Here is a 20174-nt window from a genome sequence, read left to right as displayed (position 1 = left end):
ATGGCCCGAGTTCTGATTGTCGACGACTCGCCGACAGAGATGTACAAATTGGCTGGATGGCTTGAAAAACACGGTCATGAGGTGCTCAAGGCCAGCAACGGTGCCGACGGCGTGGCCCTGGCCCGACAGGACAAGCCCGATGCCGTGCTGATGGACATCGTCATGCCCGGCATGAACGGCTTTCAGGCCACCCGCCAGCTCAGCAAGGACCCGGAAACCAGCGCCATCCCGGTGATCGTGGTGACCACCAAGGACCAGGAAACCGACCGCATCTGGGCCACGCGCCAGGGTGCCCGTGACTTCCTCACCAAACCGGTCGAAGAAGACGCGCTGATTGCCAAGCTCAAAGAAGTGCTGGGGGCTTGACCACCCGCCCGCAGGGCGCGTCGCTGACCGCCTTCGAACTGTTGCTGGACATCGACCGGCGCTGCCGTTTGCTGGTCGCCGACCAGCCACCGCAGGACAATCGCCTGCAGGAGTGGAGCGGCATCGGCTTTCGCATTGCCGGGCAGTGGTTCGTCGCGCCCATGGGCGAAGTGGCCGAGGTGCTGCGCGAACCGCGCAGCAGCCGCGTCCCCGGTGTGCAGCCGTGGGTCTGCGGGGTGGCCAACCTGCGTGGCCGGCTGTTGCCGGTGATGGACCTGAGCAGCTTCTTTGGGCTGGGCCATGTCGCCCCGGGCAAGCAGCGCCGGGTGCTGGTGCTGGACCATGAAGACCTGTTCGTCGGCCTGCTGGTGGACGAGGTGCTTGGCCTGCAGCACTTTGCCCTCGACAGCCTGCAACTGTCGCCGCCGCAGCCGCTGATCCGCGCTGCTGCACGCTTTGTGCAGGGGCACTTCCCGCGTGAACGCAACTGGGCGATCTTCAGCCCCTTCGCCCTGGCCCAGGCGCCGGGCTTTCTCGATGTGGCGTTATAGGACCTGTGAACGTGAACAAGCCTGCCACCCCCGTCACAGCCACCACCGTGACCCCACGTACCCGCAGTATCGCGCAGATCACTGTGCTGTTCCTGATCCTGATCCTGTCGATCATCCTGCTGTTCGCCAACTTCGCCTACCTCAATACCCAGTCCAACTACGACAAGCAGTACATCGGCCATGCCGGCGAACTGCGCGTGCTGTCGCAGCGCATTGCCAAGAACGCCACCGAGGCGGCCACCGGCAAAGCCCTCGCGTTCAAGCTGCTGTCGGATTCACGCAACGATTTCGAGCGGCGCTGGGGCTACCTGCGCCAGGGCGACAAGTCCACCGGCTTGCCGCCGGCACCGGTCTCGGTGCGTGACGAGATGGAAGCGGTACGCCGCGACTGGGAAAACCTGCGCAAGAACACCGACACCATCCTGGCCAGCGAGCAAACCGTGCTGTCGCTGCACCAGGTGGCGGCGACCCTGGCCGAGACCGTGCCGCAGTTGCAGGTGGAGTACGAAAAGGTCGTCGAGATCCTGCTGCAGAGCGGCGCTCCGGCCAACCAGGTCGCGGTGGCCCAGCGCCAGCTTTTGCTGGCCGAGCGCATCCTTGGCTCAGTCAATACCGTGCTGGCCGGCGACGATACGGCAGCGCAGGCAGCTGATGCCTTTGGCCGCGATGCCGGGCGCTTTGGTCAGGTGCTGGAGGGCATGCTCAACGACAACGCGACCATTCAGGTGACCCGTGTTGCAGATGCTGACGCCCGTGCCCGGCTGGCCGAAATTGCCGAGTTGTTCCAGTTCGTTGCCGGCTCGGTGGATGAAATCCTCGAAACCTCGCCCGAGCTGTTTCGGGTGCGCGAGGCGGCAGGCAATATCTTCAGCCTGTCGCAAACCCTGCTCGACGAGGCCTCACACCTGGCCAACAGCTTCGAGAACCTGGCGGGCGGGCGCACCCTCGATACCGTGGGTGGCTATGCCCTGGGCCTGCTGGCGCTGGCCTCGATCATCCTCATTGGCCTGGTCATGGTGCGCACCACCAACCGCCAGTTGCGCGAGACGGCAGAAAAGAACGAACGCAACCAGCAGGCGATCATGCGCCTGCTCGACGAAATCGAAGAGCTGGCCGATGGCGACCTGACGGTGACTGTCTCGGTGACCGAAGACTTTACCGGCGCCATTGCCGACTCGATCAACTATTCCGTAGACCAGCTGCGTGACCTGGTTGCCACCATCAACCACAGTGCGGTGCAGGTTGCCGCTGCCGTGCAGGACACGCAGAACACCGCACGTCAACTGGCCAAGGCCTCCGAGCACCAGGCCGATCAGATCAGCGAAGCCTCCGAGGCGGTTGGCGACATGGTCGAGTCGATCGACCGGGTTTCCGCGCACGCCTACGAGTCGGCCAAGGTGGCCGAGCGCTCGGTGGCCATCGCCAACAAGGGCAACGAGGTGGTGCACAACACCATCAACGGCATGGACAACATTCGCGAGCAGATCCAGGACACCGCCAAGCGGATCAAGCGCCTGGGCGAGTCTTCCCAGGAAATCGGCGACATCGTCAGCCTGATCGACGACATTGCCGACCAGACCAACATCCTCGCCCTGAACGCGGCAATTCAGGCCTCGCTGGCCGGTGAGGCCGGCCGTGGTTTCGCCGTGGTGGCCGACGAGGTGCAACGCCTGGCCGAACGCTCGTCGTCGGCCACCCGCCAGATCGAGGCGCTGGTGCGCACCATTCAGGCGGACACCAACGAGGCCGTGATCTCCATGGAGCAGACCACCGCCGAAGTGGTGCGCGGCGCCCGCCTTGCCCAGGATGCCGGGGTGGCGCTGGCCGAGATCGAGGGCGTGTCGCAGAACCTTGCCGACCTTATCCACAGCATTTCCGATGCCGCCCAGTTGCAGACCTCGTCGGCCGGGCAGATCTCCCACACCATGGCGGTGATCCAGCAGATTACCGCGCAAACCTCTGCCGGCTCTGGCGCCACCGCCGACAGCATCCGCCACCTGGCGCGCATGGCCAGCGAGATGCGCCGTTCGGTGTCCGGTTTCACCTTGCCGCCACCTGCTGAGCCCAGGTGAAGCGGCCAGTTGATGAGCCGTACTGATGAGCCCGACTGATGACCAGCGCTGAGGAGTACCCATGGCCGTAACAGCACCAAGCCCCGAGCGCCACGACACGGTGGCGCTGGCCTGGACCAAGGCGGCCATCCTCGACTGCCTGGGCCAGGCGCGCCAGGCCCTGGAGCGCTTTGCCGGCGAGCCGGGCGATCTGTCGATGCTGGCCTTCGTGGTCGACAACCTGCACCAGGTGCACGGTTGCCTGCGCATGCTCGAACTACGGGGCGCCACACGCCTGGCCGAGGAGCTGGAGCTGTTCGCCAAGGCCTTGGCCGAAGGCCAGGTCAGCCCGCGGGGCGATTGCCTGGGTGCGCTGTTCCGTGGTCTTGAGCAACTGCCGTCCTACCTCGAGCGCTTGCGCGGTGCGCGCCACGACCTGCCCCTGGTGATGCTGCCGCTGCTCAACCAGTTGCGCGGCTGCCGTGGCGTCGAGCCGCTGGCCCAGGCCAGCCTGATCAGTGGCGCCGCGCAACGCTTTGCCGGCGCCGACGACCTGGCCAACCTCGACCTGTCGCTGGGCAACTGGCGCGACCAGTTGCAGGCCGGGCCGGGCCGGGATGCCTTGCGCTCGGTGGTGAGCGCGCTGTGCGACGACCTGATGCGCATCAAGGAACGCCTCGATCAGTTCGTGCGCGGTGACCGTCAGCACAGCGAGCAACTCGACGCCTTGCTGGCGCCACTGCGTCATGTGGCCGACACCCTGGCCGTGCTGGGTTTCCAGCAACCGCGGCGGGTGATCATCGACCAGGTGCTGGCATTGCAGGCCTTGGCCGAGGGTGAGCGGGCCGTGGACGACGCCGTCCTGATGGATGTGGCAGGGGCGCTGCTGTACGTCGAGGCCACACTCAATGGCATGGTCGGCCCGCTGGAAGAAAACGGCCAGGGCGGCCTGCCCGGCTCGGACCTGGCCGAGATTCGCCAGCTGGTGCTGAGCGAGTCGCTGAACGTGCTGCAGCAGGCCAAGGACTTGATTGGCGATTGCCTGGAGTCCGGCTGGCCGCGCCAGCGCCTGCAACCCTTGCCGGGCTTGTTGCAGCAGATTCGTGGGGCATTGGCGATGTTGATGCTGCCTGCCGTGGCCGAGCTGTTTGCCGGCTGTGCCGGTTATGTGCAGCGCTGGCTGCAGCACCTGGAAACGGAGCCGCCCGCCGAAGAGTTGGCCCACCTGGCCGAGGCCCTGAGCGCCGCTGAATGCTACCTGCAATGGCGCGTGGCCGACCCGTTGGCCGATGGCCAGCCCTTTATCGACAGGGCCCGGGCCAGCCTGGCAGCGCTGGGGGTGCACTGTACGCAGGTCGAAGCCGGCGCCGGCCTGGATGAGAGCGGCGATGGCATCGATGACGAACTGCGCGAGGTGTTCCTCGAAGAGGCCGGTGAACTGCTGCCGGAAATCGAGCGCCACTGGCTGCGCTGGCGTGCCGACAACCAGCAACGTGAAGCGCTGGGCGAAGTGCGGCGGGCGCTGCATACGCTCAAAGGCAGTGGGCGCATGGTGCACGCCGAGGCCGTGGCCGAACTGGTCTGGGGCGCCGAGCACCTGCTGAACCGGGTACTCGAAGGCCGCAGCGTGCTCAGCCCGGAAGGCGTGGTGGCCCTGCAGCAGGCCTTTGTCCAGCTGCCCGACCTGCTGGCCGACTTTGCCGCTGGCCAGCTGCCGCAATTGAGCGAAATCGAACAGCTGGCCGGGCACCTGCATGCCCTGGCCGAGAATGATGCACCGGCGGCTGCCGATCTCGACGGCCTCGACCCGCAGTTGCTGGATATTTTTCGGGCTGAAGCGCAGGGCCACCTGGCCAGCCTCGACGCTTTCCTGCAGGCTGCCGATGGCCATGGCACGCCGGTCAGTGATGGCCTGCAACGTGCCCTGCACACGCTCAAGGGCAGTGCTGCCATGGCCGGTGTGATGCCGATCGCCGAACTGGCCACAGCCTTCGACCGCCTGGTTCGTGAGTACAAGGGCCATCAGTTGCCCCTGCAAATGGCCGAGGTCGAATGGCTGGAGGCCGCACGCGCGTTGTTCCACCTGGGCCTGACGCAACTCGACAGCGCGCCGCTGGCAGCCATCCCCGGCGCCGCGGAGCTGATCGAACAGGTTGGCCAGGCCGTGGACGAACGCCTGGCCAACCTGCATCACGACCCGCAGCACGCACGGCGCGGCAAGCGCGACCCACAGCAGGTCGCCGGTTTCCTGGCCCAGGCCATGGACATCCTGCTCAATGCCGAATCACTGCTGTCACGCTGGCAGCAACAGCCCGGTCAGCGTGATGCGCTGGACACCCTGCTCGATGAAATGACCACGTTGGGCCATGCCGCGCACCTGGCCGACCTGTGGCAGATGGATGACGTGTGCGAGGCCTTGCTCGACCTTTACGGCGCCGTGGAGGAGGGCAGCCTGCCCGCCGACGCACGCTTCTTCGCCCAGGCACAGCAAGCCCATGAAGCCCTGCTGGACATGCTCGACGAAGTGGCGGCCGGGCAGGATATCCCGCCGCGCCCGGCGCTGGTCGACGGCCTGCGCACGCTGCTGGACCAGGCCCTGGCGCCGGATGCCACCGGCCTGGTGGGTATCGACTCGGTAACGCCGCTGCACCCGGACATGGACCTGGCCGATTCCCTGGGCCTGGGGTTGCCACGCCCGCCCTTGTTGCCGGAGGTAGTCGAGGCGCCGCCTGAAACGCCGGAAAAACCGGGCGAAGAGCTGCTGGAAGTGTTCCTCGAAGAAAGCTCGGACATCGTCGAGAGCGCCGCCGCAGCCCTGGCCCGCTGGCAAGCCGACCCGCGCAATAGCGTCGAAGTAGACAACCTGATGCGCGACCTGCACACCCTCAAGGGCGTGGCGCGGATGGTCGAGATTGCCCCAATCGGCGACCTGGCCCACGAGCTGGAATTTCTCTACGAACTGCTGGCCGCCGGCCGTCTGCCTCCGAGTGCGCCGCTGTTCGCGCTGTTGCAGAACTGCCACGACCGCCTGGCGCACATGCTCGATGCCGTGCGCCTCGGCCAGCCGCTGCATGCCGCCACGGCACTGATCGACTACATTCGCAACTTCAGCAGCGCTGCGTTGACCGACAGTGCCGCCGGCCAAGGGCCGCAAGAGGCTACCAGCGCCGAGGTGCCGGCCGCGGCGCCAGAGCGGGCGCCGGGCGACATGGTCAAGGTCGATGCCGAGCTGCTCGACGACCTGGGCAACCTGGCCGGCGAGCACTCGATCATCCGTGGGCGCATCGAGCAGCAGGTCAACGATGCGCAGTTTACCCTCAACGAAATGGAGACCACCCTGGAGCGCATGCGCGACCAGTTGCTGCGCCTGGACATCGAGACCCAGGGGCGGATCTCCAGCCGGCAGCCGTTCGAAGGTGATGCCTATGACGACTTCGACCCGCTGGAACTGGACCGCCATTCACAGTTACAGCAGCTGTCCCGAGCGCTGTTCGAGTCCGCCTCGGACCTGCTCGACCTGAAGGAAACCCTGGCCCAGCGCGCCCACGAGGCCTACAGCCTGCTGCAGCAGCAGGCGCGCGTGAACAGCCAGTTGCAGGAAGGCCTGACGGCCACCCTGATGGTGCCATTCGAGCGCCTGGTGCCACGCTTGCAGCGGGTGGTGCGGCAGGTGGCCAGCGAACTGGGCAAGCAAGTGGAACTGGTGGTCGGCAACGCCGAGGGCGAACTGGACCGCAGCGTGCTCGAGCGCATGGTGGCGCCGCTGGAGCATATGCTGCGCAACGCCGTCGACCATGGCCTGGAAAGCCGCGAAATGCGCCTGGCCGCGGGTAAGCCGGAGCAGGGCACCATTCACCTGAACCTGCTGCACGAAGGCGCCGATATCGTCATCGAAATGACCGACGACGGCGCCGGTGTGCCGCTGGAGGCGGTGCGGCGCAAGGCCATCAAGCGCGGCCTGCTGGACCCGCAGGCGCACTTGAGCGACCACGAGATCCTGCAGTTCATCCTGCGCCCGGGCTTTTCCACCGCTGAGAAAATCACCCAGATTTCCGGGCGCGGCCTGGGCATGGATGTAGTACACGAAGAGGTCAAGCAACTGGGCGGCTCAATGAGCATCGAGTCGGCCCAGGGCAAGGGCGCGCGCTTCCTGATCCGCCTGCCGTTCACCGTGTCGATCAACCGTGCGCTGATGGTGCACCTGGGCGAAGAGCAGTACGCCATCCCGCTCAACACCATCGAGGGGATTGTCCGCGTGCCGCCGACAGAGCTGGCGGCCTGCTACCAGCTGGATTCGCCGCGTTACGTTTACGCGGGCCATGCCTACGAGCTGCGTTACCTGGGCGAGTTGCTGCAAGGCATGCCGCGCCCAGCCTTGCTGGGGCAGAGCGTGCCGCTGCCGGTGCTGCTGGTGCATGCCAAGGAACAGTCGTTCGCCATCCAGGCCGACGCCCTGTCGCCTAGCCGCGAAATTGTGGTGAAGAGCCTGGGGCCGCAGTTTGCTGCGGTGGCCGGGCTGTCGGGGGCGACGCTGCTGGGCGATGGCCGGGTGGTGCTGATTCTCGATCTGCTCGGTCAACTGCGTGGCCAGCAGCGCCGCCTGGCGCGCTTGCCCGGTGGTGGCAGCCAGCGCCAACTGCTCGGCCCGGCACCGCGCCGCGCCTTGCTGGTGATGGTGGTGGACGACTCGGTAACGGTGCGCAAGGTCACCAGCCGCCTGCTGGAGCGCCACGGCATGAGTGTGCTCACGGCCAAGGACGGGGTCGATGCCATGGCCCAGCTGGAGGAACACCGCCCCGACGTGTTGCTGCTGGATATCGAGATGCCGCGCATGGACGGTTTCGAGGTGGCCACGCGAATTCGCCGTGATGAGCGGTTGAAAGACCTGCCGATCATCATGATCACCTCGCGTACCGGGCAGAAGCACCGCGACCGCGCCATGGCCATTGGCGTCAACGAATACCTGGGCAAGCCGTACCAGGAGTCGCTGCTGTTGCAGAGCATTGCCCACTGGAGCCAGATCCATGCTTGAACTGATTGCCGGCCAGCGCAGCAGCCTGACCGGGCTGTTGCTGCCGTTGGGTGACCGTACCCTGGTGCTGCCCAACGTGGCGGTTGCCGAGTTGAGTGGCCAACGCAACCTGGTGTGCCAGCACGGCGACCCGGCCTGGCACCTGGGCTGGATCGACTGGCGCCAGCAACGCCTGCCGTTGATCGGCTTCGAGGCGGCTTGCGGCGGTGAGACACCCTGCGGGGAGCGAGCGCGGGTGGTGGTGCTGAATGCTTTGGGTGATACCGGCCTGCGCTACCTGGCGCTGCTACTGCAGGACATCCCGCGCTCGTGCAAGCTCGACAGCCAGTTGAACTACGTGGACGTGGCGCTGGGCCGGCTGGAACTGGCGGCGGTGCAGGTGGGCGAGCAGGTGGCGCGGGTGCCGGACCTGGCCGCGCTGGAAAGGCTGGTGCGTGACGCGGAACTGCAACCAGAGCTTGGGTAGGATGCAAGGCACAAAGTCTGATTTTCGGGTTGAAGCGGTCGTTGTAGGAGCGGCCTTGTGTCGCGATGGGGCGCGCAGCGGCCCCAGAATCTCATTGTCACAGCATAAATTGCCGGGGCTGCTGCGCAGCCCTTTCGCGACGCAAGGCCGCTCCTACACTGAACATGGTTGGCTGATGGGCTGCGAAAGGGCCGGAACAGACATCATCAGGAACCCAGCCCATCTCAGGAGGTCTGTGTTTGCATGTATTACGGTGAACGCTTCAACGCCTGGACCCACCTGGTCGGTGCCGTCCTGGCCTGTATCGGTGCCATCTGGCTGATCGTGGTCGCGGGCCTGCAAGGCGACCCGTGGAAGATCGTCAGTTTCTCCATCTACGGCAGCACGTTGCTGTTGCTGTACAGCATCTCCACCCTGTACCACAGCACCCGCGGGCGGGCGAAGGTGATCATGCGCAAGCTCGATCACCTGTCGATCTACCTGCTGATTGCCGGCAGCTACACGCCGTTCTGCCTGGTAAGCCTGCGCGGCCCTTGGGGCTGGAGCCTGTTCGGCGTGGTCTGGGGGCTGGCGGTGATCGGCATGCTGCAAGAGATCAAGCCGCGTTCCGAGGCGCGGATCCTGTCGATCATCATTTACGCGGTGATGGGCTGGATCGTGCTGGTGGCGGTCAAGCCGCTGCTGCACTCGCTGGGCACTGCAGGCTTTGCCTGGCTGGCTGCCGGCGGCGTGTTCTACACCGTCGGCATCATCTTCTTCGCCCTCGACAGCCGCTTGCGCCATGCGCATGGCATCTGGCACTTGTTCGTGATCGTCGGCAGCCTCATGCACTTCGTGGCCGTTTCGTTCTACGTGCGTTAGTTAAAAGTCGCCCCACAACTGCTGTGCCACCGACAACGCCACCACCGGCGCGGTCTCGGTGCGCAGCACACGTGGGCCAAGGCGTGCAGCGTGGAAACCGGCGGCCTTGGCCTGCTCGACCTCCGCCTCGCTCAGGCCACCTTCGGGGCCGATCAGGAAGGCCAGGGTCGCAGGCTTTTCATGGCGGGTAAGCAGCTCGGCCACAGGGTGCAGCACTAGCTTCAAATCAGCCTGGCTGCTGCTCAGCCACTCGGCCAGAGGCACTGGCGGGTGGATGACCGGCAAGGTCGAGCGGCCGCATTGTTCGCAGGCGCTGATTGCCACCTGGCGCCAATGGGCCAGGCGTTTGTCGGCACGCTCGTCCTTCAGGCGCACTTCGCAGCGTTCGCTGACGATCGGGGTGATTTCGTTGGCGCCCAGTTCGGTGGCCTTCTGGATCGCCCAGTCCATGCGCTCGCCGCGCGACAGGCCCTGGCCGAGGTGGACGTGCAGGGGGGAGTCGGCCTGGCCGGTAAAAGCCTGGTCAAGGCCGACGCGCACGGTTTTCTTGCTCACTTCGAGCAGTTGGCCGCGGTATTCCTGGCCGCTGCCGTCAAACAGCTGCACGGCGTCGCCGGCGGCCATGCGCAGCACGCGGCCGATGTAGTGGGCCTGGGCCTCGGGCAGGTCATGCTCGCCAAGGCTCAGGGGGGCGTCGATGAAGAAGCGGGACAGTCTCATGTAGTGCTCGTCGGAAAAGGGGGACTCGTCCTTTGTAGGAGCGGCCTTGTGTCGCGAAAGGGCTGCGAAGCAGCCCCAGGATCTCAGCGGTGATGCACGAATTGCCGGGGCCGCTTTGCGGCCCTTTCGCGACACAAGGCCGCTCCTACAAGGGGTATGCGTTCAGGTCTGCAAGATCAGCCCGGGTCGCGGAAGTCGGGCTGGAAGTTGGCCGGCACCGCCACGCTGACGCTGTCGCGGGTGGCAATGTCGATGCCTTCGCTGGCCACCTCGGCGAGGAAGTCGATCTGCTCCGGGGTAATCACGTAAGGCGGCAGGAAGTACACCACGCTGCCCAGTGGCCGCAGCAGGGCACCACGGCTCAGGGCATGCTCGAAGACTTTCAGGCCACGCCGCTCCTGCCACGGGTAGGCAACCTTGCCCGCCTTGTCCTGCACCATCTCGATGGCCAGGGCCATGCCGGTCTGGCGGATTTCGGCCACGTGGGCGTGGTCGGCCAGGTGCGCAGTGGCGCTGGCCATGCGGGTGGCCAGGGCCTTGTTGGCCTCGATCACGTTGTCTTGTTCGAAGATGTCGAGGGTGGCCAGCGCTGCTGCGCACGCCAGTGGGTTGCCGGTGTAGCTGTGCGAGTGCAGGAACGCGCGCAAGGTCGGGTAGTCGTCGTAGAACGCCTGGTACACGTTGTCGGTAGTCAGGCAGGCAGCCAGCGGCAGGTAACCACCGGTCAGGGCTTTGGACAGGCACAGGAAGTCCGGGCGGATGCCAGCCTGTTCGCAGGCGAACATCGTGCCGGTGCGGCCGAAGCCCACGGCAATCTCGTCGTGGATCAGGTGCACGTCGTAGCGGTCACAGGCCTCGCGCAGCAGCTTGAGGTATACCGGGTGGTACATGCGCATGCCGCCGGCACCCTGGATCAGCGGCTCGACGATCACTGCCGAAATGCTTGCATGGTGCTCGGCCAGGGTCTGCTCCATGGCCTGGAACATGTTGCGCGAGTGCTCCTCCCAGCTCATGCCCTCGGGGCGCAGGTAGCAGTCCGGGCTTGGGACTTTGAGGGTATCGAGCAGCAGCGCCTTGTAGGTTTCGGTGAACAACGGCACATCGCCCACCGACATCGCGGCAATGGTTTCACCGTGGTAGCTGTTGGTCAGGGTGACAAAGCGCTTCTTGTCCGGCTTGCCGACGTTCTGCCAGTAATGGAAGCTCATCTTCAGTGCCACTTCGATGCACGACGAACCGTTGTCGGCATAGAACACCCGGTCGAGCCCGGCCGGGGTCATGGCCACCAGGCGCTCGGACAGTTCGATTACCGGCTGGTGGCTGAAGCCGGCCAGGATCACGTGCTCCAACTGGTCGACCTGGTCCTTGATGCGCTGGTTGATACGTGGGTTGGCATGGCCGAACACGTTGACCCACCAGCTGCTCACTGCATCCAGGTAGCGCTTGCCCTCGAAGTCCTCCAGCCACACGCCTTCGCCGCGCTTGATCGGGATCAGCGGCAGCTGCTCGTGATCTTTCATCTGGGTGCAGGGGTGCCACAGGACCTTGAGGTCGCGTTGCATCCACTGATCATTCAGGCCCATGGGCACTTCTCCTGGCTTTGCGGCGTGGTTCGACCGCGTAAGCCTAAGCAATGCCGCCGGGCAGGACAACCGCCGCCTTCAGTGGCGGCGGGTGCCGGTCCATTCAAGGCTGCGGATGTGGACTGTGCCTGCATGCGAAGTAGAGATGGTCAGGCGCCGGAATGGTCCTTCAATTACTTGATGATAGGGCTGCGTCGCAATGGGCCCGGGGCGCAGGTCGCGAAAGCCGCTGCCTTCGAGGGTGAGCCAGTAGAAGTTGCGTGGGGCAGGGGCGACCAGATCGTATTCAAGGTTCTCGGCATCGAACAGCATGCACAGGTTGTCGCAAAGGAAGTCGCTGACAACGTAGTACTCCATGCGCAGGCACTCGACTTCCTGGGCAAAGCGTATTTCCACATCGCTATGTTCGCCAATGACCAGTTCGGTGCCATCCTCGCCTTTGAACGCCTCATGGAAGCCAGTCCACGAGGTGCTGTTGGAGCGGATACTCAGGCCCGATTCGGTACGCAGTGTCTGCTTGTGCCAGAGAAACTGCCGCTCTACATGCTGGAAATGCTCCTCGAATATCATGCGCATGCCCTCCTGGCGGGGCGTGTGGCCATCTTCGCCAGCTTCGCCTGCCAGTGTGTGACATGGCTACTGGCAAAAATGTCAGTTGCCAAAGACACTTGATGTCACTGCGCTGGCAGGGTGGTCACACCTGACGTATTCTTAACGCATCTCTCTGGGGCATTCCTGCCTCTCCCCGTTTCTGTAACCCCTGACTCGGAGTTCGCCGACATGGCTGCTGCTTGGGTGCGCCTGTGTGCGTTGGTATTGATTGGTGTGTCCAGCGGTGCGGCGCTGGCAAAGGACAAAACGCCCACCGCGATTGTGGTGGGTGGCGGCATGGCAGGCCTGACGGCAGCCTATGAGCTGCAGAACAAAGGCTGGCAGGTGACCCTGCTGGAAGCCAAGTCAGGCATGGGCGGGCGCTCGGGCCTGGCGACCAGCGAGTGGATCGGCAACGCCAAGGCGCAACCGGTGCTCAATCAGTACCTGGACCGTTTCAAACTTGAAACACTGCCAGCACCCGAATTCGTACGAACCCCCGGTTACCTGATCGACGGCGAGTATTTCAGTGCCACCGACCTGGCCGCCAAGCAGCCAGCTACCGCCGAGGCGCTCAAGCGTTACGAGAAAACCCTCGACGACCTGGCCCGCTCGATCGATGACCCGCTGAACCCACAGGCTACCAGCACGCTGTTCGCCCTTGACCAGATCAACGTCTCCACCTGGCTGGACAAGCTGCAGTTGCCCGCCACTGCCCGCCAGCTGGTCAACCAGCAGATCCGTACCCGCTACGATGAACCGTCGCGCCTGTCGCTGCTGTACTTCGCCCAGCAGAACCGCGTATACCGCGGCGTCAGTGACCGCGACCTGCGCGCCGCGCGCCTGCCTGGCGGCAGCCCGGTGCTGGCCCAAGCCTTCGTCAAACAGCTGAAGACCATCAAGACCAGTTCGCCGGTGACCGCCATTGTCCAGGACAAAGACGGCGTCACGGTCAAAGTCGGCAGTGTCGGCTATCAAGCCGATTACCTCGTCATGGCCGTGCCGCTGCGCGCGCTGGCCAAGATCCAGATGACCCCGGGTCTGGACAGCAAGCACCTGGCGGCGCTTAAAGGCACCAACTATGGCTGGCGTGACCAGCTGATGCTCAAGTTCAAAAAGCCGGTATGGGAAAGCCGTGCACGCATGTCAGGTGAAATCTTCAGTAACACCGGCCTCGGCATGCTGTGGATCGAGCCGGCGCTCAAGGGGGGTGCCAACGTGGTGATCAACTTGTCCGGCGACAACGCCCGCCTGCTGCAGGCCTTCGGTGACAAGCAGATGGTCGACCAGGTACTGATCCGCCTGCATGCCTTCTACCCGCAGGCGCGTGGTGCCTTTACCGGTTACGAGGTCAAGCGCTACAGCGTCGACGCCGGTACCGGCGGTGCCTACCTGGCCTACGGGCCAGGGCAGATCAGCAAGTTCTGGCGCCTGTGGGAGCGCCCGGTGCAGCGCATCACCTTCGCCGGTGAGCACACCGACGCCCTCTACCCAGGCACCCTGGAAGGCGCCCTGCGCAGTGGCCAGCGCGCCGCCAGCCAGGCACAGGACCTGCTGGCCGGCAAGTCGTTCGACCCCGCCAAGGCGGTGCCGGTTGCGGCCGCTGCAGCGGCAGGCGCGGCGGCTGCGAAAGAGAGCAAGGGCGGGTTCTTCTCGAACATGTTTGGTGGTTCGTCCGACAAGGCCGAAAAAGCCGATTCTGCGCCGGTCAAAGCGGAGTCCAAGCCAGCCGATGAATCCAGGCAGGACAAGCCTGGGTTCTTCAAGCGTCTGTTTGGCGGGGCGGACAAACCGGAGGTGAAGGCCGAGCCGATTGCCAAGGCCGACGAAGTGGCGCCGGTGGTTGCGCCTGCTCCGGCGCCTGCAGCGGTTGCGCCAACGCCAGTGGCCAAGGAGACGCCAGCCAAGCCTGCGGCGACCAAGGCAACCCCGGCCAAGCATGCGCCGGCGCACAAGCCAGCACACAAGCCTGCCGAGACCAAGAAGGCTACCGCCAAGTCCGAACCGGCCAAGAAACCTGTAGCCAATACTCAGGCCAAGGCTAGTTGATCTATAGGCAATGCTGGCCCCTTCGCCGGCAAGCCAGCTCCCACAGATATAGCGCAGGCCCCAAGCCTTGTGCGGTCCCTGTGGGAGCTGGCTTGCCGGCGATAGGGCCAGCACTGACAACCCCCAACTCTACGTCTATCGTTAATGTTTCCTTAATGGGAAGCTTACAGAATACATATCGTATTTCTCGATAAACCGAAGCAATTTTTTCCGCTTTTATTCGATACGTTACGCGTTAGTCTGTGCACAGCTTTCACGGGGAAACACGCCAACATGCAACTGCGCAATTCATCTTCTCGCTACGGCGTGGTCAGCATCGTCCTGCACTGGGGCGTGGCGCTGGCAGTCTTTGGCCTGTTTGGCCTGGGCCTGTGGATGGTCGGCCTCGACTATTACAGCCCATGGCGTAAATCAGGCCCGGACCTGCACAAGAGCATCGGCCTGGTGCTGTTGGCGGTAATGCTGCTGCGCCTGGTCTGGCGCTTCATCAGCCCGCCACCCCCGGCGCCGGCCAACCATGGCGCACTCACCCGCACCGCGGCCAAGCTGGGCCATCTGGCGCTGTATGTCGGGCTGTTCGCCGTAATGGGCGCCGGTTACCTGATTTCCACCGCCGATGGCGTCGGCATTCCGGTGTTCGGCCTGTTCGAAGTGCCGGCCCTGATCAGCGACCTGCCTGACCAGGCAGACGTGGCGGGTGTCATTCATTTGTGGCTGGCCTGGGGCTTGGTGATTTTTGCCGTGCTGCATGCCCTAGCTGCACTCAAGCACCATTTCATCGACCGTGACGCGACCCTGACCCGTATGCTGGGCCGCAAAGCTTGACTCTCAACCTCAATTGCATAGGAAGGAACAGGATGTTGAAAAAGACTTTTGCCGCTCTGGCGCTCGGTACCGCTCTGCTCTCCGCTGGCCAGGCCATGGCTGCCGAGTACAAGATCGACAAGGAAGGCCAGCACGCGTTCGTTGACTGGAAAATCAGCCACCTGGGCTACAGCTTCATCCACGGTACTTTCAAGGACTTTGACGGCAACTTCACGTGGGACAGCGCCAAGCCTGAAGCCAGCAAGATCAACGTCGACCTGAAAACCGCCAGCCTGTGGTCGAACCACGCCGAGCGTGACAAGCACATCGCCAGCGCCGACTTCCTCGACGTGAAGAAGTACCCGGAAGCCAAGTTCGTCTCCACCAGCGTCAAGTCGACCGGCGAGAAGACTGCTGACGTATCCGGCGACCTGACCCTGCACGGCGTGACCAAGCCGGTCACTTTCAAGGCTACCTTCAACGGTGAAGGCAAGGACCCATGGGGCGGCGAGCGCGCTGGCTTCAACGCCACCACCACGCTGAACCTGAACGACTTTGGTATCAAGGGCCCAGGCCCGACTTCGCAAACCCTGGACCTGGATATCAGTGTTGAAGGTGTGAAACAGAAGTAAGCATTGCTTTGGCAATAAAAAACGCCGCCCATTGGGCGGCGTTTTTTATTGCCTTCGAGGCCCCATCGCCGGCAAGCCGGGCTCCCGCAGGTACGTCACTGGCCCTGAGGGCAATGATCTCCTGTGGGAGCTGGCTTGCCGGCGATAGGGCCGGTACAGGCTGCCCCTGGCTTAGCCCTTGCGGGTCAACAGCGCCGGGCGCTCACCGCGCGGGCGGCTTGGCAGGTCGTCCAGCTGCTCAGGCGTCGGGAAACGGTCGAGCTTGGATTCCTTGCGGATGATCACCGGCTGTTTTTCCGGCTGGCGCGGGTTGCGCACAGCCGGCTCTTGCCGGGCAGCATCGTCACGGGCCGGGCGACCACGGCCAGCACCGCCGCCATCACGACGGGCACCGCCCCCGTTGTTGGCACGCGGTGGGCGTTTTTCGCCGCCGGCGCCACCACCACCACGCTGCTGGCCGCCATTGCGGGCCTGGCCCTGGCCACCGCCTGCGTTGCTGCGTTGGCCGCCACCTTGGGCTTGGCCTTGACCGGCACCCCCACCTGGGCGGCGATTGCGGCCCTGGCCTTTGCCCTGGTACGGGCTGACGTAGTCGGCACGGTTTCCGAAGTTGTCGACGTCGTCGTCCAGAAACTCTTCCGGGTCACGGTCGGCGGCTACTTTCGGCGCGCTGCCGCTGGCCTGCTGCTGGCGCGGCTTCTTGTCACGCGGTTTGCGCGGCTGCTGTTGCTTGTCACCGCTCTTTTCCTTGTCGGCCGGCTTCTCGGCAGCTTGCTGCTTGGCCTTGCCTTTATCCTTGCCCTTGTCCTTGCGGCCGCCGTTGGCATCTTTGCCGCCTTCGCCACGGGCCTGCTGGTTGCGGCCACCACGGCCGTTGTTTTGCGGGCGCTCGCGTACTTCTGGCTTTTCGGCTTCAACCTGGCTGGCATCGAAGCCCATCAGGTCGCCATCCGGGATGCGCTGCCGGGTGACGCGCTCGATGCTCTTGAGCAGTTTTTCTTCATCCGGCGCGACCATGGAAATGGCCTCGCCCGAACGACCAGCACGGCCGGTACGGCCGATGCGGTGAACGTAGTCTTCCTCGACGTTCGGCAGCTCGAAGTTGACCACGTGCGGCAGCTGGTCGATGTCCAGGCCGCGGGCAGCGATGTCGGTGGCAACCAGCACGCGTACACTGTTGGCCTTGAAGTCGGCCAGGGCCTTGGTGCGGGCGTTCTGGCTCTTGTTGCCGTGGATCGCGGCGGCGGTCAGGCCGTGCTTTTCCAGGTACTCGGCCAGGCGGTTGGCACCATGCTTGGTACGGGTGAACACCAGCACCTGCTCCCAGGCACCCTGGGTAATCAGGTGCGCCAGCAGCGCGCGCTTGTGGCTGGCGGGCAGGCGATAGACGCGCTGCTCGATACGCTCGACGGTGGTGTTAGGCGGGGTGACTTCGATACGCTCCGGGTTATGCAGGAGCTTGTCGGCGAGGTCGGTGATGTCCTTGGAGAAAGTGGCCGAGAACAGCAGATTCTGGCGCTTGGCCGGCAGGCGGGCGAGAACCTTCTTGACGTCGTGGATGAAGCCCATGTCGAGCATGCGGTCGGCTTCGTCGAGCACCAGGATTTCCACGTGAGCCAGGTCGACCTTGCCTTGGCCGGCCAGGTCGAGCAGGCGGCCCGGGCAGGCGACCAGCACGTCAACGCCTTTGGCGATGGCCTGAACCTGCGGGTTCATGCCAACACCGCCGAAGATGCAGGCGCTGACCAGCGGCAGGTCACGGGCATAGACTTTGAAGCTGTCATGCACCTGGGCTGCCAGTTCGCGGGTCGGGGTAAGGACCAGCACGCGCGGCTGGCGCGGGCCATGGCGCTGCGACTTGTCGGGGTGGCCGGCCGGGAACAGGCGCTCGAGAATCGGCAGGGCAAAGCCGCCGGTCTTACCAGTACCAGTCTGGGCGGCAACCATCAGGTCGCGGCCTTGCAACACGGCGGGAATGGCCCGCTGTTGCACGGGGGTCGGCTGGGTATAGCCCGCAGCCTCGATAGCGCGGACAAGAGCCTCGGAGAGACCGAGGGAAGCAAAGGACATGGGCGATCCTGTTCTCGTTTGGGCTGGGCCCGTTTGGGATGTTCTGCCTGGCGCGACGGGCATCGGTGGGATGCGATCGCGTCCGGTCCAGCTGGGCTTTCACTGCACATCCGGGAAACGGAGGGTGGACGCGATGGGGCGTCGGTGCCGATCGGGATGCCTGTTGCGAGGCCGAGCGTCCGGGCGTGAGCCGGGCGGGAAGGCCCGAGTATAACAGAGCTATCGCGCTGTGCTGCTTTCCTGCTGCTCAACGGCGTTGAGAATGTTTCCGATGTCGCCTGTGTAGCGGTTGCTGATCGCCGCATAGGCCGGTTCCTGCTTGAAACGCCGCAGTTCTTCGGCAAAGGCCACAGCCAATGCCTCGCGCCCGGGTTTGCGCACCAAGCCTAGATACTGGGTCTGCCGGCTGATCACCAGTGGCAACTCCTGAACTTGCCGTTGCAGGCCCAGATGGCCCAGCAGGTAGCGCCCGACCCGGCGGTCGGTAATCGCCAGATCGACCCGGCCCAGCAGCAGCTTGCCGAAATTGGCTTCGTGGGTGGGTGCGGCTTCACGCGTGAAATACGCGGCTTGGTTGAAGGAGGCGCCATAGGTGTAGCCGGGTGATGTGCCGACGGTGAGGCCGGCAAGGTCTTGCAACTGATCGACCGCATGGGGACGAGCGCTGGCCTGGAACAGGACGAATTCGACTTCCGACATGGGCTCTGCACCGTACACCAGGTAGGGTTGGCGCGCCTCGGTCTGGAAAATATCCAGAATGCCATCGGCCAGCCCCTGCTCGGCCATCGCCAGACAGCGCTTCCACGGCAGGAATTGCACCTCTACTTCGACGCCAAGGCGTGCGAATACTTGCTTGGCGACCTCGTAGTCGAGGCCATGGGGTTGGCCGTTGTGCTGGTACACATAGGGTGGCCAGTCGTCGGTGACCAGGCGCAGGCGTTCACCCAGAGCCAACGGGCTCAGGCAAGCGAGCAGCAGGATCCAGAACAGCCGGGCGATGAGTGGCATGGCCGGAGATTACGCGCTCGGCCGGAACATGGCCAGAGGCCCGGTATTTGGAGCGAGCCAGGCCCCTGTAGGAGCGGCCTTGTGTCGCGATCGGGCGCGCAGCGGCCGTAATTCAGGCGATGCGGTTTGCCTGGTAAACCGGGGCATCAGGTTTAGCGGCCGCTGCGCGCCCGATCGCGACACAAGGCCGCTCCAGGGATCGCGCCAGCCAATGGGTGGGAGCTTAACTTTGAGAAGACCTCAACAAATGCGCCTCGATATCCTTGCGCCGCTCGCCCAGCGACAAGCGCAACCCCGGGTGCCGCAGGCACTGGCGCAGCCGTTCAGGCTCCATGTGGCCATGGCGGGCATTGAGGTTTTCCAGCGCCTTGTCCCACCAGGCCGGTGCACAGGCGCGGTCAAATTCATTGGCGTAGGGGTAACAGCCATACAGCAGCTCGCGGGCAAACTGGCGCTCGTGGCGGGGCAGGGTCAGGCTGAGGGCCTTGTAGCCCAGGCGATGCAGGGCCGGTGGCCGCGGCAACTGGTCGTTGACCAGGGCCACGTCGGCCAGCGCTGCATGGCTTAACGGGGCGTGGCCGTGCTTGCGCAGCCAGGCCTGGATCTTCGCGCGAAACTGCGCCTTGCGGCTCCAGTAGTGGTGAATCACATCGGTGCAATCGGCCACCTGTAGCTTGCGATAGGCCGCCACGGCCAGGCAGAACTCTTCGAGGGTGTAGGCCTCGCGCGCCAAGGGGTGGAACTCATCCATCAGGGCGATGGACTGGTCCAGGGTAGCGGCGTCTTCGGCAGTGAGGCCGATCACCCCGGAGTTGATCAGTGGCATCTGGCAGTCGGCCAGGCCGCGGGATTGAAGGATGGCCAGCAGGTTCTTGTACAGCAGGCACTTCTGGTTCGCCCCGTAGCGCGGGCCGATGGCATTGCACAGCAGCTTGCCGGGCGCCACCCGGGCGAACAGTTGCAGCGGCGAGGTGCGGAAGAAGGTGTCGGTGTCGATCAGTACCGCCAGTGGGTGCTGCAGCAGCACCTGGCGCAACAGTACATGCTTGCTGCGAAAGTGATAACCGTGGGGGGCGTTCCAGGCCCGGCGCGTGGCCTCGTCCAGCCGATGAAGGGTAACCGGGAGCCCGGCATAGGGTTGCGGGTTGTCGGTGTAGACCTGGATATCCATGGCTTCGCCTGCGGCTGGGCCCAGCTGGGCGAGGGCGCTGACGATGCTGAAGCAGGCTTCCTGATGGTAGGTTGCCGGGCCGAAGGCCAAGTAGACGAGCTGTGGGCGCGATGGCTGGGGGTGCTGCATGGCAGGTAAGACCTGTGTAACCCGGAAATGAATAAGGCTTTAGTCTATGACCAAAGCCTTAATTATTTCTTAAGCAGACCTTGCCAAAAG

At 64.6% G+C, this 20174-nt stretch carries 15 protein-coding genes; 9 read left to right on the top strand and 6 right to left on the bottom strand.

Annotated features, from left to right (window positions below):
• From pilH to ACI2KG_RS27170, 6 genes are all read left to right on the top strand, one after another.
• Complete coding sequence (gene pilH / locus ACI2KG_RS27195) at positions 1-366, top strand: twitching motility response regulator PilH (protein ID WP_400612288.1); 366 nt, start codon at positions 1-3, stop codon at positions 364-366.
• Positions 363-917 carry a chemotaxis protein CheW gene (locus ACI2KG_RS27190; protein ID WP_173891341.1) on the top strand — a complete coding sequence of 185 codons (555 nt, stop codon included), beginning with the start codon at positions 363-365 and terminating at the stop codon, positions 915-917. The genes pilH and ACI2KG_RS27190 overlap by 4 nt, the downstream gene beginning before the upstream one ends.
• A gap of 47 nt (positions 918-964) precedes the next feature.
• A complete protein-coding gene (locus ACI2KG_RS27185; RefSeq protein ID WP_404664002.1) occupies positions 965-2989 on the top strand; it encodes a methyl-accepting chemotaxis protein in 2025 nt (674 codons plus the stop codon).
• Positions 2990-3050: 61 nt separating this feature from the next.
• The gene (locus ACI2KG_RS27180; RefSeq protein WP_404663994.1) at positions 3051-8000 is read left to right on the top strand and encodes an Hpt domain-containing protein; all 4950 of its coding nucleotides are present in this window, start codon (positions 3051-3053) and stop codon (positions 7998-8000) included.
• Complete coding sequence (locus ACI2KG_RS27175; RefSeq protein WP_404663993.1) at positions 7993-8466, top strand: chemotaxis protein CheW; 474 nt, start codon at positions 7993-7995, stop codon at positions 8464-8466. Before ACI2KG_RS27180 ends, ACI2KG_RS27175 begins: the two co-directional genes overlap by 8 nt.
• 243 nt (positions 8467-8709) lie before the next feature.
• Positions 8710-9327 carry a hemolysin III family protein gene (locus ACI2KG_RS27170; RefSeq protein ID WP_201202202.1) on the top strand — a complete coding sequence of 206 codons (618 nt, stop codon included), beginning with the start codon at positions 8710-8712 and terminating at the stop codon, positions 9325-9327.
• Here the strand turns inward: ACI2KG_RS27170 and ACI2KG_RS27165 are convergent, their stop codons facing one another.
• The 3 genes from ACI2KG_RS27165 to ACI2KG_RS27155 form a co-directional block, all read right to left on the bottom strand.
• The gene (locus ACI2KG_RS27165; RefSeq protein WP_404663992.1) at positions 9328-10047 is read right to left on the bottom strand and encodes a 16S rRNA (uracil(1498)-N(3))-methyltransferase; all 720 of its coding nucleotides are present in this window, start codon (positions 10045-10047) and stop codon (positions 9328-9330) included.
• A gap of 176 nt (positions 10048-10223) precedes the next feature.
• Entirely contained in the window at positions 10224-11630 is a 1407-nt protein-coding gene (locus ACI2KG_RS27160; protein ID WP_404663991.1) for an adenosylmethionine--8-amino-7-oxononanoate transaminase, read from the bottom strand.
• Positions 11631-11708: 78 nt separating this feature from the next.
• Positions 11709-12200: a hypothetical protein gene (locus tag ACI2KG_RS27155; protein WP_404664001.1), complete on the bottom strand. Its 492-nt coding sequence runs from the start codon at positions 12198-12200 to the stop codon at positions 11709-11711.
• Between the two features lie 210 nt (positions 12201-12410).
• On the opposite strand from ACI2KG_RS27155, the gene ACI2KG_RS27150 reads away from it, so the two are divergent.
• The 3 genes from ACI2KG_RS27150 (at position 12411) to ACI2KG_RS27140 (ending at position 15706) form a co-directional block, all read left to right on the top strand.
• Positions 12411-14270, top strand: a complete 1860-nt coding sequence (locus tag ACI2KG_RS27150; protein WP_404663990.1) for an FAD-dependent oxidoreductase — start codon at positions 12411-12413, stop codon at positions 14268-14270.
• A 273-nt stretch (positions 14271-14543) separates the two neighbouring features.
• Positions 14544-15095, top strand: coding sequence for a cytochrome b (locus tag ACI2KG_RS27145; protein WP_404663989.1), 552 nt, complete (start codon positions 14544-14546; stop codon positions 15093-15095).
• 32 nt (positions 15096-15127) lie between these two features.
• On the top strand, positions 15128-15706 hold the full coding sequence (locus ACI2KG_RS27140) for a YceI family protein (protein WP_404663988.1): 579 nt from the start codon (positions 15128-15130) through the stop codon (positions 15704-15706).
• Between the two features lie 171 nt (positions 15707-15877).
• Here the strand turns inward: ACI2KG_RS27140 and ACI2KG_RS27135 are convergent, their stop codons facing one another.
• From ACI2KG_RS27135 to ACI2KG_RS27125, 3 genes are all read right to left on the bottom strand, one after another.
• Entirely contained in the window at positions 15878-17776 is a 1899-nt protein-coding gene (locus ACI2KG_RS27135; RefSeq protein ID WP_404663987.1) for a DEAD/DEAH box helicase, read from the bottom strand.
• Between the two features lie 219 nt (positions 17777-17995).
• Positions 17996-18784, bottom strand: coding sequence for a substrate-binding periplasmic protein (locus ACI2KG_RS27130; protein ID WP_404663986.1), 789 nt, complete (start codon positions 18782-18784; stop codon positions 17996-17998).
• 223 nt (positions 18785-19007) lie between these two features.
• Positions 19008-20084, bottom strand: a complete 1077-nt coding sequence (locus ACI2KG_RS27125) for a hypothetical protein (protein WP_404663985.1) — start codon at positions 20082-20084, stop codon at positions 19008-19010.
• Positions 20085-20174 lie beyond the last annotated feature (90 nt).

Source organism: Pseudomonas sp. NPDC089407, from assembly GCF_044900445.1.
GTDB lineage: Bacteria > Pseudomonadota > Gammaproteobacteria > Pseudomonadales > Pseudomonadaceae > Aquipseudomonas.
Note: the sequence above shows the minus strand (reverse complement) of the source record. Positions and strands in the feature narration are given on the sequence as shown.